Annotated in this window: 20 protein-coding genes and 4 pseudogenes; 9 read left to right on the top strand and 15 right to left on the bottom strand. The window is 52.7% G+C overall.

The window, feature by feature from the left end:
• Positions 1–14 precede the first annotated feature (14 nt).
• The 4 genes and pseudogenes from IB144_RS27020 to IB144_RS27035 all read right to left on the bottom strand — a co-directional run.
• Positions 15–806, bottom strand: coding sequence for a DeoR/GlpR family DNA-binding transcription regulator (locus IB144_RS27020; protein WP_149359025.1), 792 nt, complete (start codon positions 804–806; stop codon positions 15–17).
• 10 nt (positions 807–816) lie between these two features.
• Positions 817–1,464 carry an aldolase gene (locus tag IB144_RS27025; RefSeq protein WP_149359024.1) on the bottom strand — a complete coding sequence of 216 codons (648 nt, stop codon included), beginning with the start codon at positions 1,462–1,464 and terminating at the stop codon, positions 817–819.
• Complete coding sequence (gene otnK / locus IB144_RS27030) at positions 1,457–2,716, bottom strand: 3-oxo-tetronate kinase (RefSeq protein WP_149359023.1); 1,260 nt, start codon at positions 2,714–2,716, stop codon at positions 1,457–1,459. Before otnK ends, IB144_RS27025 begins: the two co-directional genes overlap by 8 nt.
• Before the next feature lie 347 nt (positions 2,717–3,063).
• Positions 3,064–3,590 (bottom strand): annotated as a pseudogene (locus IB144_RS27035) (IS3 family transposase); the annotation flags it as partial.
• Between the two features lie 167 nt (positions 3,591–3,757).
• Between IB144_RS27035 and IB144_RS27040 the strand changes: the two are divergent.
• On the top strand, positions 3,758–4,726 hold the full coding sequence (locus tag IB144_RS27040; RefSeq protein ID WP_181591804.1) for an IS110 family transposase: 969 nt from the start codon (positions 3,758–3,760) through the stop codon (positions 4,724–4,726).
• An 18-nt stretch (positions 4,727–4,744) separates the two neighbouring features.
• On the opposite strand, the pseudogene IB144_RS27045 reads toward IB144_RS27040, so the two are convergent.
• Positions 4,745–4,912: pseudogene (locus IB144_RS27045) on the bottom strand (transposase); the annotation flags it as partial.
• Positions 4,913–5,025: 113 nt separating this feature from the next.
• Between IB144_RS27045 and IB144_RS27050 the strand changes: the two are divergent.
• Positions 5,026–5,259 (top strand): annotated as a pseudogene (locus IB144_RS27050) (Tn3 family transposase); the annotation flags it as partial.
• A 33-nt stretch (positions 5,260–5,292) separates the two neighbouring features.
• Here the strand turns inward: IB144_RS27050 and IB144_RS27055 are convergent.
• The 4 genes from IB144_RS27055 to idnD all read right to left on the bottom strand — a co-directional run bounded on the left by IB144_RS27055 (position 5,293) and on the right by idnD (position 9,549).
• Positions 5,293–6,291 carry a LacI family DNA-binding transcriptional regulator gene (locus IB144_RS27055; RefSeq protein ID WP_149359005.1) on the bottom strand — a complete coding sequence of 333 codons (999 nt, stop codon included), beginning with the start codon at positions 6,289–6,291 and terminating at the stop codon, positions 5,293–5,295.
• Positions 6,292–6,343: 52 nt separating this feature from the next.
• Entirely contained in the window at positions 6,344–7,663 is a 1,320-nt protein-coding gene (gene idnT, locus IB144_RS27060) for a gnt-II system L-idonate transporter (RefSeq protein ID WP_016155581.1), read from the bottom strand.
• Positions 7,664–7,729: 66 nt separating this feature from the next.
• Positions 7,730–8,494 carry a gluconate 5-dehydrogenase gene (idnO, locus tag IB144_RS27065; RefSeq protein ID WP_115643975.1) on the bottom strand — a complete coding sequence of 255 codons (765 nt, stop codon included), beginning with the start codon at positions 8,492–8,494 and terminating at the stop codon, positions 7,730–7,732.
• Between the two features lie 11 nt (positions 8,495–8,505).
• Positions 8,506–9,549, bottom strand: coding sequence for an L-idonate 5-dehydrogenase (idnD, locus tag IB144_RS27070; protein ID WP_149359006.1), 1,044 nt, complete (start codon positions 9,547–9,549; stop codon positions 8,506–8,508).
• Positions 9,550–9,767: 218 nt separating this feature from the next.
• On the opposite strand from idnD, the gene idnK reads away from it, so the two are divergent.
• Positions 9,768–10,313 carry a gluconokinase gene (gene idnK, locus IB144_RS27075; protein ID WP_149359013.1) on the top strand — a complete coding sequence of 182 codons (546 nt, stop codon included), beginning with the start codon at positions 9,768–9,770 and terminating at the stop codon, positions 10,311–10,313.
• Positions 10,314–10,390: 77 nt separating this feature from the next.
• Here idnK and IB144_RS27080 read toward each other — a convergent pair.
• Positions 10,391–10,534 (bottom strand): annotated as a pseudogene (locus IB144_RS27080) (hypothetical protein); the annotation flags it as partial.
• Between IB144_RS27080 and IB144_RS27085 the strand changes: the two are divergent.
• The gene (locus IB144_RS27085; protein ID WP_249416008.1) at positions 10,464–10,811 is read left to right on the top strand and encodes a 3'-5' exonuclease; all 348 of its coding nucleotides are present in this window, start codon (positions 10,464–10,466) and stop codon (positions 10,809–10,811) included. The pseudogene IB144_RS27080 and the gene IB144_RS27085 overlap by 71 nt on opposite strands.
• 93 nt (positions 10,812–10,904) lie before the next feature.
• A complete protein-coding gene (locus tag IB144_RS27090) occupies positions 10,905–11,513 on the top strand; it encodes a DUF2913 family protein (protein ID WP_149359007.1) in 609 nt (202 codons plus the stop codon).
• On the opposite strand, the gene IB144_RS27095 is transcribed toward IB144_RS27090, so the two are convergent.
• Both IB144_RS27095 and IB144_RS27100 read right to left on the bottom strand, forming a co-directional pair.
• Positions 11,510–12,448, bottom strand: coding sequence for an Rpn family recombination-promoting nuclease/putative transposase (locus IB144_RS27095; RefSeq protein WP_149359008.1), 939 nt, complete (start codon positions 12,446–12,448; stop codon positions 11,510–11,512). The two genes, IB144_RS27090 and IB144_RS27095, sit on opposite strands and share 4 nt — an antisense overlap.
• Positions 12,449–12,963: 515 nt before the next feature.
• A protein-coding gene (locus IB144_RS27100) for an IS1 family transposase (RefSeq protein WP_262491868.1) occupies positions 12,964–13,661 on the bottom strand; the annotation gives its coding sequence in 2 pieces (ribosomal slippage) (positions 12,964–13,412 and positions 13,412–13,661; 699 coding nt in all).
• Positions 13,662–13,882: 221 nt separating this feature from the next.
• Here IB144_RS27100 and IB144_RS27105 point away from each other — a divergent pair.
• Both IB144_RS27105 and IB144_RS27110 read left to right on the top strand, forming a co-directional pair.
• The gene (locus tag IB144_RS27105) at positions 13,883–14,806 is read left to right on the top strand and encodes an IS5 family transposase (protein ID WP_149359009.1); all 924 of its coding nucleotides are present in this window, start codon (positions 13,883–13,885) and stop codon (positions 14,804–14,806) included.
• A 192-nt stretch (positions 14,807–14,998) separates the two neighbouring features.
• Entirely contained in the window at positions 14,999–15,922 is a 924-nt protein-coding gene (locus tag IB144_RS27110) for an ATP-binding protein (RefSeq protein ID WP_223168872.1), read from the top strand.
• Between the two features lie 194 nt (positions 15,923–16,116).
• On the opposite strand, the gene IB144_RS27115 is transcribed toward IB144_RS27110, so the two are convergent.
• The 3 genes from IB144_RS27115 to vapB all read right to left on the bottom strand — a co-directional run bounded on the left by IB144_RS27115 (position 16,117) and on the right by vapB (position 17,896).
• On the bottom strand, positions 16,117–17,097 hold the full coding sequence (locus IB144_RS27115) for a hypothetical protein (protein WP_117146412.1): 981 nt from the start codon (positions 17,095–17,097) through the stop codon (positions 16,117–16,119).
• Positions 17,098–17,252: 155 nt separating this feature from the next.
• On the bottom strand, positions 17,253–17,669 hold the full coding sequence (locus IB144_RS27120) for a type II toxin-antitoxin system VapC family toxin (protein ID WP_094986536.1): 417 nt from the start codon (positions 17,667–17,669) through the stop codon (positions 17,253–17,255).
• Positions 17,666–17,896, bottom strand: coding sequence for a type II toxin-antitoxin system VapB family antitoxin (gene vapB, locus IB144_RS27125; protein WP_001261276.1), 231 nt, complete (start codon positions 17,894–17,896; stop codon positions 17,666–17,668). The genes IB144_RS27120 and vapB overlap by 4 nt, the downstream gene beginning before the upstream one ends.
• A gap of 275 nt (positions 17,897–18,171) precedes the next feature.
• Between vapB and IB144_RS27130 the strand changes: the two genes are divergently transcribed.
• Both IB144_RS27130 and IB144_RS27135 read left to right on the top strand, forming a co-directional pair.
• A complete protein-coding gene (locus tag IB144_RS27130; RefSeq protein WP_032411313.1) occupies positions 18,172–18,672 on the top strand; it encodes a HEPN family nuclease in 501 nt (166 codons plus the stop codon).
• 12 nt (positions 18,673–18,684) lie between these two features.
• Positions 18,685–19,461: a hypothetical protein gene (locus IB144_RS27135; RefSeq protein ID WP_032411310.1), complete on the top strand. Its 777-nt coding sequence runs from the start codon at positions 18,685–18,687 to the stop codon at positions 19,459–19,461.
• Positions 19,462–19,527: the final 66 nt, after the last annotated feature.

Raw genomic sequence — 19,527 nt, forward strand, 5'->3', positions numbered from 1 at the left:
TAAAAGTCTACATTTTATTTCTCCTTGTCGGCAGGGGAATAATGGGCCTGGTGTAAGCGCAGCGGTAATTGTTGTATTTTATTAATAACTTCAACGGGCAACTGGTCATCACAAATAATGTCATCGATCTGATCCAGATGACAAATATGGAACATGCCGTATTTGCCATATTTACTGCAATCCGATACCAGCACGCGGCGTCTGGACGAGGCGATGACCGCCTGTTTTACCAGCATTTTTCCTTCATCCGGCGTCGAAATACCGTGTTCACAATCCCACGAGCTTGTACTGATAAAGGCAATATCAATATTGTACTGGCGGATAAACTCGGCCGAGCCGTGTCCCACCGCCGAGCGGTTACGCACATCCACCCTGCCACCTGTATGAAAAAGCTCAATACAGGAGGTGGTCATCAAAAAATCGGCGATGGTAAAATCATTGGTGATCACCGTGATTTTTTTCAGCTTGCTGGCAATCACCTGGGCAATTTCATAGGTGGTGGTTCCGGCATCAAGATAAATAACGCTGCCGGACTCAATAAATTTTTCAGCAATAATACCAATCTGTCGTTTTGTCGAATAGCGAAGCATCGCTTTTTCGATATACGGTAATTCCTGAATAAGCACCTCATTCAGCCTCGCGCCGCCGCTAATACATTTCACCTTGCCTTCCGCTTCCATCTCTTTTAAATCCCGGCGGATGGTCATATGCGAGACGCCGAGCAATTTTGCCAGTTCGCCGACGGCGACGTGGGCGTGTCGGTGGAGGTGGCTGTAAATAAAAACGCGGCGTTCGTCGGGCAACATGGTGATTTCCTCAGGGCGCTTTTTTCACGCGATACACGGTTTTCAGTTCCGTAACCTGCTCATCGGTCAGCGTATTCATGCCATAGGGACGGATGGTGAACCACACCCGCGCCGTATCTTCCAGCTCCTCGGCATTGAAGGTCGCTTCGCTCAGGCTCGCGCCGCCGATGATGGGGCCATGATTCGCCAGCAGCATTGCGTTGTGCTCCGAGGCCAGTCTGGCGACTTCATCCGCCAGACCCGGATGGCCAGGGCGCATATACGGGATCAACGGCAGCTGGCCGGTGCGCATGATGAAATAGGGTGTCACGGGCGGCAAACAGTCCTGCGTGTTCAGATTTGGCAGGCACGACAACGCGGTCAGGTACGGCGAGTGAAGATGCACGATACCACCGATATCAGCGCGCTGGCGATAGAAAGCCAGATGCATCAGCGACTCCTTCGAGGGCTTATCCCCGCTCACCCACTCGCCCTGTGCGTCCAGTTTGCTGAGCGTCGCCGGGTCGAGAGAACCGAAGCTGGAGTTGGTGGGCGTCACCAGAAAGCCGCCGTCCGGAAGGCGGGTGCTGAGATTTCCGGCACCGCCGCTGCTGTATCCTCGCATAAACATCGAACTGGCCAGCGTGACCATTTGTTCGCGCAGTTGTAACTCATTCATGAAACAGCTCCTGGGCGTTGATAAAAAAGCGCTCTTCACCAAAATTGCCTGACTTCAGTGCTAACCACATATTGCGTGAAACATCCTTCACCCACGGAACGCCGGGAGCGATAGTTTTGCCGATGATGAAACCGCTCACGCCGAGTTGCTGCACCAGCAGGCTGGAGGTTTCACCGCCGGCGACGATAATTTTATTCACACCATGCTGCGTTAACCGGCTGGCCAGCGCGGCGATCAGCGCCTCGATGGCAGCGCCGGCCACTTCCACGCCGTAACGCAGCTGCACCGCTTTCACCTCATCGGCGGGGCGAGTAGCGTAAATGAGCGGTGCAGGCGAGGTGGGCTGCGCCAGATACCACGCCACCAGCTCTTCAAGATAGGCCGCTCTGTCGTGCAGGGCACGCTCGACATCGATAGCCTGTGAGGGCGCGTGCTGGCGATAAAAGGCCACCTGACGATTGGTCATGGACGAACTGCTTCCCGCCAGCACCAGGCACTTGCCCTGCGCGTCGGGTACGCTAATCGCTTCACTCTCTTGCGGCCTGCTGCCTAAGGCGGCAAGAGCGCCCGCCAGCCCGGAACCGCCGGTCAGCAGCACATCGTCCGGGAGCGCTTCGGCGAGGACGCGCAGATCGTCGTCGGTCATCGCGTCCAGCACGGTATAGCGTTTATTCTGCTCGCGCAACACGGCGAGCTGCCGGGCGACGGCTTCTTTCCCCGCGCGCACCTGCTCCAGCGACACCAGCCCACAGGAGCCTGACACCTGACGCGCCATCACCCGTAAAAGGTTGGCATCGCTCATGGGCGTGAGCGGGTGATCCTGCATCCCGGATTCGTTCAGTAGCTGGCCGTGCACAAATAAGTGGCCATAGACGACGGTTCTGCCATTCACGGGCAGTGCAGGGCACATCACCGCCATCGGGGCGTCCGTGAGATCAAGCAGCAAATCGGTCACCGGGCCGATATTTCCCGCAGGCGTGGAATCGAATGTCGAACAGTATTTGAAATAGATGCGCTGGCAGCCCTGCGCCTGTAGCCATTCGAACGCCTGCTGGCTCAGCTTTTTCGCTTCGGCTGCCGGGCAGGAACGGCTCTTCAGGGAAATGACCACCGCATCGGCATCGTGAATATCCACCTCATAGTGGGTGATGCCGTTTAACTGAATCACGCGCCAGCCTGAACGTGCAATAAAGCTGGCGATATCCGTCGCCCCTGTAAAATCGTCTGCAATGATACCCAGGCTGATACTCATAATTTTAATTCCCGTGCTGCATTGTGATGATGTTCATTATTGTGAAGGGAGTGGTTTCACATTGAGATGATGAATATCACAAATATTAGTACTCTTTTCGCACCATGTATTAATTCAATTTATTGATTTAAATAGTAATTGTCAAATTCACGACTTTCACACGATGATGTGAATTTATGTGAAGGCTGTTATTTCCTGTGCGCTGGGTGTCACTGCCCGCTCTGTCGGGTGGCGTTTATACTGAAGAAGGATAATGACAGGTGGACATCGTGCAGTTCTGCAAGCTTTTCACGCGCCAGCGTCGGCCCAAAGTCTGTATAGCGCTCACGTATAATACTGAGTGCATTGCCCTTATGTTCACGCTTCGGTCGCTCTGGTTTGTGATGCAACAACAACAGGTTATGCTCGCTCATTATCCTGTAAAGCCGTTTGGCATTCACAGGTGGCTGTCCCTCTGTGCGACGTTGCTTGCGCAGGATGCCCCACACGCGTCGATAACCATAACTCGGCATATCGCTGATAATGTTGAGGATAGCCGACAGTATTTCTGCGTCTGCTTCTTCATTACGCCGGTTACAGCGCCTGTCCTGCCAGTCGGCAGAACGGTTAATCCGCAGTGACAGTTGCGCACGCGACACGCCCATGGTCCGGCTGACCATGGCTATTCCCCGTCCTTTGGCAACAAGGGCGAGTGCGCTATCCATTTTCGCGACTGACCGTACTCCACGGCTTCTTTCAGGATCTCAACTTCCATCGTCTTCTTGCCCAGAAGGCGCTGAAGCTCCCGGACCTGCTTCAGAGCAGCAGTAAGCTCAGAAGCAGGAACGACGTCCTCTCCAGCCGCAACGGCGGTGAGGCTGCCTTCCTTGTATCTTGAAGACTGATTAAAATTAATACGATTAGATTTGGCAAAACGTATGCAGCCCGATGCCTTCCAGGGTTCAAGCCCGTATATCAGCGACTGGCGCATACGCTGAGCCACTCATCTGAAACCCGAACAGTTGTCCGTATTCCATAACGTATTTGCAAGGAGGGGTAAAAATGAGTCAGCCAAATCCACTTTGTGTGGGCATCGATGTTTCCAAAGCCACACTGGACATCGCTGCCAGCAGTGATGTTGCTCAGTTTACAGTCAGCAATGACTCTGATGGCTTTAACGCGATTATTACCGGACTGAGACGGCACTCCGTTGCTCTGGTTCTGATGGAGGCCACTGGTGGGCTGGAAGTTGCGGTGGCCTGTTCGCTTCAGGCCGAAGGTTTTGAGGTTGCCGTGGTCAATCCCAGGCCGGCCCGTGACTTCGCCCGTGCAATGGGATATCTTGCGAAGACCGACCGAATTGATGCCAGAGTCCTCACGCAGATGGCTGAGGTTATTAATCGTCACCCTGAGCGGAAACGCTTTATCAGGGCACTGCCGGATGCTGAACGTCAGGCCCTTGCTGCGATGGTGGTTCGCAGACGCCAGTTGATTGCGATGTTGGTGGCTGAGCGTAACCGACTGCATCCATCCCATCCGCAGAACAAGAAAAGCATTAATACCATCATTAAAGCGCTGGAAGATGAGCTTGTCAGGCTCGAGAAAGAAATGGACAGTCACATCCGTAACCACTTTAAAGAGATTGCTGAGCGCCTGAGCAGTATCAAAGGTGTAGGCACCATGACCGTTTCCGCGATGTTGGCGGAGATTCCGGAACTGGGAACGCTCTCCCGGCGCGAAATCAGTGCGCTTATAGGTGTTGCTCCTGTCAACCGGGACTCAGGGACTATGCGTGGCCGGCGAACCATTTTTGGCGGCAGGGCTGGCGTAAGATCAGCACTGTACATGGCTGCGCTTGTGGCAACCCGCTTTAATCCGGTGATAAAAACGTTTTATGTGCGCCTGCTTGCAGCCGGAAAGGCCAAAAAAGTGGCGCTGGTAGCCTGTATGCGTAAGCTGCTTACCATCCTGAACGCAATGCTCAGAAAGAACGAAGAATGGGATGAGTCGTACCACCACGTTGCTCCATAATTTTTACCTTCAAGACAGTTGCTGATATTGCTTCTTCCACTTAAACAGCAGGCTGGGCTGGATACCATGCAGGCGGGCGACATGGGAGACATTCATACCCGGCTCCATCGTCTGCTGGATAATGGCGATCTTCTCCTGAGGAGTTTTACGTTTACGGACTTCTTGCCCTAACAGGATCCCGGTCATCTCAAAATTGGCGTTAGTGTTAGACATATATATTCAAGCCTATCTCTTATCTGGAGATACAGCTACTGTCCGGTGTTTCAGGGGGCTACATCAATATCAGCCACGTGCCCTTTATTGTTAATGCAATAGTCCTGTGGAACACGGTCTATCTCAGCCGTGCCGTTGATTACGTTCGCAGCCAGGGGATCCTAATACCGGAGGAATTATTGTCCAGCGTGGCATCGTTACCGTGGGCTCATATATCACCCACCGGAGACTATCTGTGGAATGAAATTGACCGCCCCCTTGAACGATACAGGCCGGTTCGCACTAACCGCTTCAATCCAAAGAACTTCACTTTTCCTTAGCGGGTGTTATTGCAGAAATGACCACGGAACCCCTTAAAGCGTATTGCCTTGATAAATCTGATACCCCAGATCCTCGGTGTTGTGGTTATGGTCATTGTTCTTGATTTTGCTCAACAACATCTGCGCCGCCATGCGGCCAATGTCAAAACGCGGGGTGATCACACTGGCGAGGCTTGGGATCATCTGCCTGCCCATTTCCAGCCCGTGAAAACCGGCAATCGAGATCTGTTCCGGAACGGCCAGCTCGCGCTCGCGACACAGCAGCAGCGCGCCCATCGCAATATCGTCGTTGGTGCAAAACACGCCGTCTACATCCGGATGCGCAGCCAGCGCGTCCCGCATCATCTGGGTGCCAAGATGAATGGACGAAATAGCGCGCGGATTGACGCGCAGCGGCACCAGACCCCGACGCGTCATGGCATCGCAGTAGCCGCGATAGCGTTGTTCATCGCGCACGTCGTCTTTCGAACCGAGATAAAGGATTTTGCGCCGCTGGCGTTTATCCAGCATGGTGCTGACCATATCAAACGCCGCCTGACGGTTATCGAAACCTACTTCCATGTCCAGACGATCGCCCTGAATATCCATCAGCTCGACCACCGGAATGTTGGCTGAACGCAGAAATTTAACCGTGCGCAGGGTGTGATATTTCTCGGACAGGATAATGCCATCGATATTGTACGACAGCAGGTTGATCACCGACTCTTCCTCGGATTCCCGGTCGTAATTGTAGTTGGCGATCAGCGTCTGATAGTTATGGTCCGAGGTGACTGACTCAATACCGGCCAGAATGTCAGCGAACAGCTGGTTTTGAAACGAGGGGATCAGCACGCCAAGCGTATAGCTTTGCGCGTTCAGCAGCATCGCGGGCGCGCGGTTGGGGATGTAATTAATCTCCTCCATAATCTGCGCGATGCGTTCACCGGTTTCCTTTGCGACCTTTTTCGGCGAGCGAATGTAGCGGCTTACCGTCATTTTGGTCACGCCCGCCAGCGTGGCGATGTCTTGCAAAGAAATTCTGTGGTTCCTCATTTTCTCTCCAGTGCCGGGGAGCGCTGACCTGTGCTCCCCGGTGATGACCGTCTTAATGCAGAATGGCGTTCAGCGCCAGAACCCCCAGCAGCCCCATAATGGAAATCAGCGTCTCCATGACCGTCCATGTGCGCAACGTTTCCCCCACGCTGAGATTAAAATAGCCTTTAAACAGCCAGAATCCCGGATCGTTAACGTGGGAGGCAATCACGCTGCCCGCGCCGGTCGCCAGCACCATCAGTGCCGGGTCGGCATGCGTGACGTTGATAATCGGCAGCACCACGCCTGCGGTGGTGATCGCCGCCACGGTGGCTGAACCGAGCGCGATGCGCAGCAAGGCGGCAACCGTCCAGCACATCAGCAACGGAGAAAGCGACGTGCCGGTCATCAGGTGCGAGATATATTGCCCCACGCCGCTGTCGACCAGAACCTGCTTAAACGCGCCGCCCCCGGCGATGATAAACACAATCATCGCGATTGCACCGATAGAGTCGCCAATGATATCCATAATTTGCTCGATCGTACGCCCGTTACGTCGACCAAGGGTAAAAATGGCGAGCACGATAGCAATAAACAACGCGACCGCAGGGTTACCGATAAACTCAAAGAACACCCGCACGCTGTTGGTCTTTGGCAGCGTAATTTCGCACACGGCGGCGACCGCCATCAGTATGACCGGGATAACCGCCGCAAAGATACTGTTCCAGAACGACGGCATTTCTTCTTCGGTGAACAGATGCGGGTTGAATAACCCTTCCGGCGGCGCTTTCTCAAAGCGGGTCAGCAGCTTAGAAAACAGCGGCCCGGCGACAATCACCGTCGGGATAGTGATAATAAAGCCGTACAGCAGGGTGGTGCCGAGATTGGCCTCAAAAATGGTGGCAATCGCGGTCGGCCCCGGATGCGGCGGCAGAAAACAGTGGGTCACGGACAGCGCAGCGACCATCGGTACGCCGACATACAGCAGCGGCAGGCCGGACGAGGCCACCACCGTAAACACCAGCGGCAGCAGTAGAACAAAGCCGACTTCGAAGAACATCGCCAGACCGACAACCAGACCGGTGATCACCAGCGCCCACTGCACGCGTTTTTTACCGAACGTGCCAATCAGCGTGGTGGCGATGCGCTGAGCCGCACCGGTATCGGAAATCAGCTTGCCGAGCATTGCGCCGAAGCCGAGGATCATCGCCAGCCCGCCGAGCGTACCGCCGATCCCGTTTTGTATTGAGTGCAGAACGGCCTGTGCATCCATCCCTTCGGCAAAACCGACGACCGCTGCCACCAGAACCAGAGCAATAAAGCCGTTAACTTTAAAGCCAATCATCAGGACCAGGAGCAGCGCGACGCCTGCCGCAATTATTATTAATGGCATATTCGTATCTCTATAGGTGCCAGTAAGGCAGCGCCTGGGCGCTGCGTGATGTTGCGTTGCGTGGTATCAGACGGCGACCAGCATGCCGCCATCGACAAACAACAGGTGACCGTTTACAAAATCGGAAGCTTTGGAAGAGAGGAATACCGCCGCGCCGATCAGCTCCTGCGGATCGCCCCAGCGCGCGGCTGGCGTACGTTTGCACAGCCACGATGTAAAGGCTTCATCCTCGACCAGCGCTTTGGTCATTTCGGTTTTGAAGTAGCCTGGCGCGATCCCGTTGACCTGGATATTGTGGCGCGCCAGCTCAACGCACATCCCGCGGGTAAGCATTTTCACCGCGCCTTTCGAGGCGGCGTACGGCGTGATGGTGTCGCGGCCCAGTTCGCTCTGCATGGAGCAAATGTTGATGACCTTCCCGGCCTGACGTTCCACCATGCGACGCGTTACCGCCTGCGAGACCAGGAACACTGCCGTCTGGTTCACGGCAATCACATCGTTCCAGTCCTGTTCCGGGAACTCGGTAAACGGATGACGACGCTGAATTCCGGCGTTATTCACCAGCACATCAATTTGGCCAATGTCTTTTTCGATATGGTCGATGGCGGCATCGATGTCCTGTTTATGCGTAACATTGAACGGCGCGGCCACGGCGCGGATCCCTTCCTGCTGCAGTTTGGCGACGGCGGCCTCCGCGCGATCCGGCGTAATGTCATTGACGATAATCTGCGCGCCATATTTACCCAGCCCGGTCGCCAGTAAATAACCAATACCCTGGGCCGAACCGGTGATCAGAATGTTTTTGCCGTCCAGTGAAAAAAGATCGTTCATCATGCTATTCCTTATTTTATGTCTTCGAAAACGAGCTGGACCTTCGCCGCCCGGGTTTTATCTCCGGCGAAGATCAGCGCCTGTTCAAGCTCGGTAAACGGATATTCGGCGCTGAGTAACGGCAGCGGATCGATAACGTTATTCGCCAGCCACGACACCGCGGTGTTGAACTCGGTGGTAAAGCGGAACGAGCCTTTGAGCGCGATCTCTTTGCCGATCAGCATCATCATCGGGAAGTCCGGCACCGCGCCGCCCATGCCGACCTGCACCATCACGCCTTTCGCGCGGGTCACTTCCAGACAGGTGGTGATTGAGGACGGATGGCCGGAGACTTCGAAGCTGACGTCGAAGTAGCCTTTCTCTTTTTTCCACGCATCGAGTGAGTCCAGCTGCGGGTTAATCAGCGTATCGGCACCCATCTGTTGCGCCAGCGAGAGCGAACGTGAACTGATATCTGCACAGACAATCTCTGCCGCGCCGAGCGTTTTCACCGCGCTGACAATCAGACAGCCGATAGGCCCAACGCCGGAGATAAACACGCGCTTGCCCTGCAGGTCGCCCGCTTCATGCGCGGCGTGGATCGCGACCGCCAACGGTTCGGCAAAGGCCATGACTTTTTCATCGGCCTGTTGAGGGTAGGGGATGCACTGCGTAGTATCGACGGTTTTAAACTGAGTAAAGCCGCCGTCGACGTGGGGAAAATACATGGCGCTGCCAAAAAAACGCATTTCCGTGCACTGGTTTTCCTCATGCTGCAGACAGTATTTACAGTGGCCGCAGGGCTTCGACGGATTAATCGCCACCGACTGACCTTCATGTAATTCTTTTGAATCGCTGTGCACCACTTTACCAATAACTTCATGGCCTAAAATCATCGGCGCTTTAACGGTAAAATTACCGACTTTGCCTTCCTGATAATAATGTAAATCGGAGCCGCAAATACCGCCTCGGGTAATTTTCACCAGCGTTCCTTTATTATTCCATTCTATATTTTGGTCGGTAATGGCAACAGTTTTCTTACCCGCTACAACGCAGGATTGGGTTTTGACTTGCATAAATGCCTCACTGGTCAGGTAGTAACCTCGGCAGCATTTAAACGGTTTTAATTGTTATTATTTGTGATGTAGATCACGCTGAGAAATTGTTACACTACAATGTTACGCATAACGTGATGCGCCCTGTAAATCTGCTCGGTCGAGGCGAAAAAAGTTGAATTCTGCAATGTGGAAGGCGTAGTATCTCGTCATGGAATATGAATCTGGAGTTTTTTTCGATGGCCGGGGAAAGTTATATTTTGATGGGCGTTTCGGGTAGCGGTAAATCTTTAATTGGCAGCAAAATTGCCGCTGTATTATCGGCTAAATTTATTGATGGCGACGATCTCCATCCGGCTAAAAATATTGATAAAATGTCTGAAGGTATTCCATTAACCGATGAAGATCGACTGCCGTGGCTAGCGCGATTAAATGACGCCTCATACAGTTTATATAAAAAGAACGAGACCGGGTTTATTGTCTGCTCGTCATTAAAAAAACAGTACCGCGATATATTGCGTCAGGGCAGCCCGAATGTGCATTTTCTGTGGCTGGACGGCGACTACGAGACCATTCTGGCGCGCATGCAGCGTCGGGCGGGGCATTTTATGCCGGTGGGATTACTCAAAAGCCAGTTCGACGCGCTGGAGTGCCCGCAGGACGATGAGAAAGATATTGCCCGCATCGACGTGAACCATGACATTGAGCATGTGACGGAACAGTGTCGCCAAGCGGTGCTCGCGTTTCGTAACGTGCCCCTATTAAGTTGTCAAGCATGTTTATGATGCAGTGGGAGTATGCATCATGGCGAACAGGACGTCACAACGACGTCTCGCCAGGGCGATAAGAGCCTGGTTGTGTCGTTTTCTGCCGGCGCGCAGGCGCTGGAAATCGGTCTGGTGAATGCACGGGGAGAGAGGCTGTTTGAGACCTGCCTGAAACCGACAGTCAGTATTGATCCGGCAGCAGCTGCGGTACACGGTATCAGTGACGATGATCTGGTCAGTGCGCCGTCCTGGCCCGATATTGCGCAGCAGCTTCAGAACCATATTGGGCAGCGGCCGCTGGTCATTTTCAATGCTGACTTTGATTCGCGGATTCTGAAGCAGACAGCAGCAGCGTTTAACGACTCTGCCAGCTGGCTGGACACCCTGACGGTGTACTGCGCCATGCGGCTCGCTGCAGGTTATTACGGTCCCACCAACCGTTACGGTACTATATCGCTTTCCGGCGCTGTCAGTCAGGCAGGGCTGGTCCGGGGAAGCCCATTCTGCCGTCACTGATGCCGTCATGACGGCACGGGTAGTGAACGATGTTGCTGAATACTGGCGCCAGCTCCAGGAGGATATAAATGAAGATACAGGGAGTAAGCCAGCATGACGCTGACAGAAAAATCGGGCCATCTGGCATGGTGCGCTCTGGTGGCGCTTGCGTTGGCCAGACAGGATGGCGGAGCTCTCTCACCGGCACAGGAAAATCTCTTTCTCACCCGCTGGCTGGCGACAGCACTGAAGCAACGACGTTTTTCTCGCGATGTCACACCCGATCTCGAGTGGCTGCTTAAGCAGGGGCGCCAGCTGGGCGTCAGCGCGAAGCTGGCCAGTAAGCTGGATTACCTCTGGCGTTCCTGCACCGGTGAGTTGTCTGAGCAGAACGACCTGTTCCGGCTGACGTATGCGCTGGAAACAGCGAAGGATATGCACTGGCAATACCGTCTGCTGAACGATCGGGAATGGTCCGGCCGGAATTCTGTGGCGCTCAGTGCAGGCGTGAACGGCATTTATCTCTCACGGGCCAACCTCGATGCCGCTTTTAACGACAATGGCCGACAGATAAATCCGCTGATGGCCCGCCTGACGGGGAGCATAGCCGGGATGATGAAGCTGTTTAATCGCTGTGGCTGGCAGGCTGAGCCTGCAGGGGATGTCTCCCTGCCCCACCAGTTTACTCTGATGGCCAGACAGGGAGTGTCAGAAAAGGATTAATGGCGGATCTGCGCCAGGTCGTCTTCGGTCAGACCGGTCATTTTCATGACGGTATTGCGGTCAATGCCGTTCTGCAGCATGGTGCGGGCTACTTCCAGCTTGCCTTCCAGCTTGCCTTCATTACGGCCTTCCTGTCTGCCTAACTGGATCCCCTGCTGCAGGCCCTTCTCGATGCCAATCTGTTCAAGCTGTTGTGCGATGGTCATCAGTTCATCCTCGTGTTGCGGCAGACGCTGTGCCAGCGCCCGCATAAATTCAGGAGCAGGCGCTTCGCCTGCATTTACCATATAGTTTATCAGAACACGCACCTGTTCGGGGGAAATCCATTCCACCATCACCTGTGGCAGTCTGTCCAGCAGTTCCATCATGTCCCGCTGGCGAATATGTTTCATCAGCAGGGTCAGGGCGGCCATCCGGCGGTGGTGCATTATCTCATCATCATCGATGACGGTGACATCAACCAGCGGGAAGCCTCTGGTGTAGACCTTTCCGGCCTGCTCCGGGTTACTGAAACAATCCAGCCAGTTAGTGGAGAACGGGTACGGACTCCGGCTGCCGTGGTAGAACAGTACCGGGATGACCAGCGGCAGTTTTTTATGGCCTGCTTCAAGATGACGGTGCATAGCAGCGACAGCATAGCGGAGCTGGCGAAAGGCCATGTTTTTATCCGCCGAACTCTGGTGCTCCAGAAGCAGATGGATATACCCGTCATCGCCGGTGGTGGTTTTCATGCTCCAGAGAATGTCGCTGGCGTACTGACGTAAGTCATCCTCAACGAAGGTACCGGACTCCAGCTTCAGCGTATTCAAATCGCACAGTGCCTGTAATTCTGCCGGCAGATGTAGTGTCATGAAGTCACGGGCCACATCGGGGTTCGCCAGGAACTGGCGAAATGTCGCGTCATGGGGTGTGGGTGTACCGGGTTTCTTCTTCATCGGTCCAGGTCTCTGAAAAATGACCCGGAGATGTTATCACAGCCCGGAAAAAGCTAATATTGGCGTCGAACGGAATAACCATTCCTTCAGAGGGTAGTTCCAGGTTGTTCAGTACCCTTCTTTAACATGCTGATCTATACGCCCCGGCTACGGATTCGCCTTGCCGTGACCACTCCGATGGCGCACATAGACTCCAGAGCCATCTGAAAGCGGGTTTTGGCTTTCCAGGGGTTTGACGGTCAATGATGTAAAAAACCACGCCAAGACGATAACTTTCTGTTTTTAATGAATTAATATAAGCCTCTGTGTTAGTGAGGTTTTTCCCGGATGATACCCTTGATAAACTAAGTCACAGTCCCCATATTATTAATGGGAATATAACTAATAATTGCTGGGGGATTTATGGCTAGAGATCTAAATATTTTTATTAGTCATTCGTGGGGGAGTCACGACGAATTACTACGACTGCGTAACCTTCTAAATGCAAGACCCTATTTTAGGGTAATGACTCCAATTTACTGATAGTGTTTTATGTTCAGATAATGCCCGATGACTTTGTCATGCAGCTCCACCGATTTTGAGAACGACAGCGACTTCCGTCCCAGCCTTGCCAGATGTTGTCTCAGATTCTGGTTATGTCGCTCAATGCGCTGAGTGTAACGCTTGCTGATAACGTGCAGCTTTCCCTTCAGGCGTGATTCATACAGCGGCCAGCCATCCGTCATCCATACCACGACCTCAAAGGCCGACAGCAGGCTCAGAAGACGCTCCAGTGTGGCCAGAGTGCGTTCACCGAAGGCGTGCGCCACAACCGTCCTCCGTATCCTGTCATACGCGTAAAACAGCCAGCGCTGGCGCGATTTAGCCCCGACATAGCCCCACTGTTCGTCCATTTCCGCACAGACGATGACGTCACTGCCCGGCTGTATGCGCGAGGTTACCGACTGCGGCCTGAGTTTTTTAAGTGACGTAAAATCGTGTTGAGGCCAACGCCCATAATGCGGGCGGTTGCCCGGCATCCAACGCCATTCATGGCCATATCAATGATTTTCTGATGTGTACCGGGTTGAGAGGCGGTGTAAGTGAAGCTGATTTGCCATGTTTTACGGCAGTGAGAGCAGAGATAGCGCTGATGTCCGGCAGTGCTTTTGCCGTTACGCACCACGCCTTCAGTAGCGGAGCAGGAAGGACATCTGATGGAAATGGAAGCCACGCAAGCACCTTAAAATCACCATCATACACTAAATCAGTAAGTTGGCAGCATTACCCCGATTTACCAGGGAGCGTTCATCTTTTATCGTTACTGCAGTTTAACAATAGCCATAAAAAATTAAACTCGATAGCTTCTACCCATTAAGTGGCTTGTTGAATAAATCGAACTTTTGCTGAGTTGAAGGATCAGAGCTCCATAATCCTGATAATGCAGGCAGTTCCGTGGCAAAGCAGAAGTTCAGAATCACCAACTGGTCCACCTACAACAAAGCTCTCATCAACCGTGGCTCCCTCACTTTCTGGCTGGATGATGAGGCGATTCAGGCCTGGTATGAGTCAGCAAAGCCCGCATCGCGCGGACGACCTCAGCGCTATTCAGACCTTGCCATCACTACCGTTCTGGTCATTAAACGCGTATTCCGGCTGACCCTGCGAGCCGCTCAGGGCTTTATTGATTCCATTTTTTCCCTGATGGGTGTCCCACTGCGTTGCCCGGACTACAGCAGTGTCAGCAAGCGGGCAAAGTCGGTGAATGTCAGTTTTAAAGCGTCCACCCGGGGTGAAATCGCGCATCTGGTGATTGACTCGACCGGGCTGAAGGTCTTCGGTGAAGGCGAATGGAAAGTTAAAAAGCACGGCAAAGAGCGCCGCCGCATCTGGCGAAAGCTGCATCTTGCTGTTGATGGTAAAACACATGAAGTCATCTGCGCGGACCTGTCACTGAACAATGTAACAGACTCAGAAGCCTTCCCGGGTCTTATCCGGCAGACTCACAGAAAAATCAGAGCAGCAGTGGCCGACGGAGCTTACGATACGCGCCTGTGTCACGATGAACTGCGGCGTAAGAATATCAGCGCGCTTATCCCTCCCCGAAAGGGAGCGGGCTACTGGCCCGTTGAGTACGCAGACCGCAACCGTGCTGTTGCGAATCAGCGACTGAGCGGGAGCAATGCGCGGTGGAAGTGGACAACAGATTACAACCGTCGCTCGATAGCGGAAACGGCGATGTATAGGATAAAGCAGCTGTTCGGAGGTTCACTGACACTGCGTGATTATGACGGGCAGGTGGCAGAGGCTCTGGCCATGGTTCGGGCGCTGAACAGGATGACAAAGGCAGGAATGCCGGAAAGCGTGCGTATTGCCTGAAAATCTGCCCTGCTACAGGGACACTCGCCCCGAATCTGATTTATTCAACAAAGCCACCTCAAACAAAAAATACTCGATTCTATGTGTCGGATTCTTGAGGCTAATTACTCCGATTTGATGGTCTGTACTACCCAAAAGGGCTACACATTCTATAAATTTACCAAAAATGGTATCTCCTATACTGAGCACACCATGGGAGCCGGTGAGAAACGTGTATTTGAAGTGCTTAAAGCTGCACATGACCCCTCTATAATGCCAAATGGATTGCTTCTTATTGACGAACTCGATGTTCTTCTCCATGAGAAAGCCTTCAAAAAGTTGGTCACTGAGCTCATCGACATAGCGGATGAGTCGCTGCTGGAAATTGTTTTTTCAACTCACAGGGAATCTGTCGTTCAGTTCAAGCGAGCGATCAATATTGTCAGTATTTTTAATATGGGCACAGGGATTAGGGCATTTCCCGGTGTATCTGCTGATGCGTTACGTCAGTTGACTGATGTTCAGCCTGAAATGGTCAGTGTTTTCGTTGAAGATGAACTGGCGCGTACGGCTATCAATGTCCTTCTGGAGCGGGAGGCACTGACAGATAAGGTGGACGTTCAGCTCTTTGGTGCTGCAGAAAACTCTGCTGTTGTGCTTGCGGGACTTCTGCTTTCTGGCCGTAATATTGGAAAGGTGATGTGCGTTCTTGACGGCGATGTGCACCATACGATTCAGGAAAAACTTAAAATCATTCAGAAGTGTCTGACAGGAACGGACAGGGTGATAAAACAGCAACGACGTGAAGTGTTGGGCAGACTCTTTGAATTCACTCTTCAGACGGTTCATCAAAAAGGTGCTCCGGAGTTTAACCATAAATGCTGGTTCGAAGCGATCGATCCGGCAACAGTATCGGCGGACGAGGCCGCTGAGTATGCCAAACTAAGGCAGTTTTCGATGTCAATTAATGGACTAGCTGACTGGCATGATTATTACGACAGACTGAATAACCTGGCACGGAAACACAACATCGAACATACCATTCTGAGCTATATCAGCAAATACTCACCAGCATGGGATAATTATATTTCAGCTGTACGTCAAGAGATCATTGAGCGGGCTAGTGAACTCGAATGAGGGTAAGGCAGGGCAGCAAATCTGTTGCCCTGCTGCCAAACGAGTTCAGCAGATTTTCCAGTAAAATAAACGCACCATGCAGAAATCCCCGAACATGCAACGCAGCCCGCTCAGGGTGTTACTGTAAATCCCCTGCCCAATGTCTCAAACGCTCAGTCAGCTGATAATTACTTTTTGAAAGGACGCGCTAAGGATTAGAACGGAATATCGTCGCCCCACGCAGCTTCATCAGAGTCAAGCGCAGCATTAGGTAAAGGAAGATTACTTACGATATATAAATTAAGGATGTCTTCCCGGTCCATAAACATGATCTGGCTTCTTTTGCTGGCATCAAGTTTGCCACCCAGCCAGTTTCTCGCCTGTTTAGTAATCTCTCCGCCAGCAACGATAAAGGCATGATCGACCAGCACCTTTCTGTTTGTCTCCGGGTCAAATATTTCATGACCAAGCATCATCAGAACCTGATTGTGAATTTCAGCAACATTCGAATTTGTGGATTTGCTGACGCCGGACGCATCCAGCTTGCCTTTTTTTGCCTGTATACCGAAATAAAGAATATGCTGTGTTGGCAGAATAAACTTCATCCAGATGTCTTTTCCATATTCCAGCGCTTTATCCTTATGTCCTGCTGCTGTTATCCGGTGGAAGCCGAGCTGCCGGAATAAAGGAAGGAGCACCTCCTCTATCAATTCATCTTCAGAGCAGGTATCAAGAAACGCTGTCAGTAACGTCCTTCGTTTTATTTCGTGAGGCGTGAGGGGCCGGTGAGGATTATTGCTTACAGATACTGTTTTGGTGCCATTGTGACGGATATACAGCAGGTTATCGTCTCCATAGAAGGCTTCATAGCCCTCCCGCAACAATGGCTTATTCAGTTCTTCAAGGGCTTTTAATCTCCCGGGATCGTCATCCATGGCATCCTCTTTTAACATTAGATACCTGAGCACATGAACAAACCTTTCCGGTAAAGCGTGGGCTTTGGGCTGCGGCTCATTTAGAAGCTCTTCCAGCCTCATGGCTGTCCATGCCCACCGTGTTGAACCATCATGAACAACTTCCATGTCGCAGTCCTGGAAAAACTCAGTGATGCGGCTGCTTGAGCGATACAGAAATGCCTTATTATCTCCGATGATACATTCCGCGAGAGCCCTGAGATTTCTGTCCTTAAATTTCATGTGTAATAATCTCCCTCTGTTTAGTTATACAGAATACATTGCAGGCACCGTTTTCTCGGAACACTAACAGCTATTCACTACTCATTACCATTAATTCACAAAAAATGCCTGAGGTAGTTAATCAGCGGGCATATCTTGTATCAGTCTGTTTGCTACTAAATAACCCAGTCTTCCAGCGTCAGACCAGGCACCCGCACAAACTCTCTCACATTGTTCGTCACCAGGACGGCGCCGGCCGCGATAGCGTGCCCGGCAATGGCCGTGTCGTTCGGGCCGATCGGCGTCCCGGCGAGGCGCAGCGCCACCCGGATGTCCGTCGTGGCGTCCACCGCGGCCCGGTCCCAGGGCAGGATGGCATCGAGGCGCGCGCAGAACGCGTCGACCAGCTGAATATGGCGCGGCGAGGCCTTCGGGCCGGTGGCGCCGAAGCGCATCTCGGCATACGTCACGGCCGAGACCACGATGCGATCACCGCGCAGCACCGCCTGTTCCAGGCGCTTCAGCACCGCTGCCGGCTGCTCGCGCATGATGAACGAGCAGATGTTGGTGTCGAGCATCCAGGTTTTCTTCATGGCTCAAAGCGTCCTTCATCGCTGACCACATCCTCACGCTCCGCCATAAAGTCCGGATCGGCCCTGTCCAGCTGCGCGAACGAGCCCCAGGTCGGCCGGACGGGACGCAGAATGATGCTGTCCCCTTCCCTTACGATCTCCAGCTCGCTGACGCCGTCAAAATCCAGGTCCCGGGGCAGACGGATGGCGCGGTTATTGCCGTTTTTAAATATCGAAACTGTGCGCATGGATGTTCCTCCAACTGATCATGCATGATGTGTGAGTGCATATGTGCAGTATATGCCTGCCGGATTGGTTTGTATAGGTGTCGCATATGCAGATGACTGGCATATGCGTATGTCTGCCATATGCAGATGCGCGGCATATGGATATGCTGTGCATATCCTGTTTTCTCATTTCTCCACCGCAGATCCTAAAAATACCAAAATCGGAAATGCTGTACCTGAGCCGTCAGGCTGACCGGATGATATAGTGGATTCTCGAACCGGAACGGGAGGGTTAAATGGGAAATTATTCAGATTTTGAGACCGAATTTGTTCAGCGAACACTGGCACTTATTGATCAGTATAACGAAATGATTGAGGTGCAGGGCAAGCCCTTCAGGGAGCAGTACAACTACACACTGACCCTGAATTGCCTTCTGGGTCTCATCGTGCTGCCGAAAGAGAAGGCGCTCTCTTTCCTGCCCGCTGACCGTTTAACGCAGCTGCTTAAAACAAACATGGGGTTACAGGAGTCGCAGCTACCCGGACCGGAGATGACTCTGCGTGATCTTATCCTTAAAATGAGAAATTCTGTGGCTCATTTCAGCGTCCAGGTTGTATCAGTCACCGACGATCGTCTTGTCGATCTGATTGCTTTCAGGGATGCTCCTGAGGATGAGAATGCCTATGCCACTTTCAGCGCCCCGGAACTTTTACCCTTTCTGAAATATTATGCGACCCTGCTGCTCGGCAATATGGCCCGGCGTCGAGCCCGGGCTGTTAAACTACAGGATTTGTGAGGGGGTTACACAATGTTGATCCTCGATTGCTCCTCACGAACTCAGGCGTTGCATACATTATCTGCCGGGTTTGGCTGTCCCCCTGAAAAGCTGAAAAGGGTGCTGCTTTCGCTCGATCTTGAAAGTATCTACGAGCTTAATCCTCGCCAGTTGGTTGATGCACCTCAGTATCTGAGAGAGTACGTCTGTGCGGAACTGGGCGAACCGGGACCATTCACACGAGCTCTGTGGTTTCATGGTACCCGGACTTTCGCCGGTAACACTTTTCCCGCGGGGTTACTGGCGCTAAATCAGTCAGAATCACTCGCCATAAAAATGCTGCTCGACCTGGCTCCGAATGAGATGGTCCGTAAACACCTTCAGGAATGGAATGTTCCGGGGGGCGTCCCGGATGAGATGTTTCAGCTCAGAACTGGCGATAGAACGCACTGGGGGCCTTACGGCCATCTGGTTCGGGAATTACATTTCCACACCAGTGAAAATGGGCAACATGATTATCTCAGGCTGCCGGAGCTGGTAGAGGATGTCTGTAACGCATACTTTGAGAACTACGCCCACGATCTTACGCCGCATTACCTCAAGGTGCTTCACCCCTGTATTATCTGGTTCCAGGCAGATATTGTTTATGAAAAGGGCACGCTTGAAACGGCACTTGCATATGCTTATACATCAGTCCGGAATCTCCCGCCGGATGGGAACTCCACTTTCGGTATAGACCGTGAGGGGAAATCAGTGTCCAGGTCGTCCATTGCTAAAATCGAGTTTCTGCCGCACGGGCAAATTTGCTAACGTGAAAAAAACAGGCCCGTATATACGTCACGAATATTCATGACGCAATTCTATAGGTGCTGGCTG

The organism is Klebsiella sp. K4, from assembly GCF_014596785.2.
In the GTDB taxonomy this organism is placed as follows: domain Bacteria; phylum Pseudomonadota; class Gammaproteobacteria; order Enterobacterales; family Enterobacteriaceae; genus Klebsiella; species Klebsiella pneumoniae.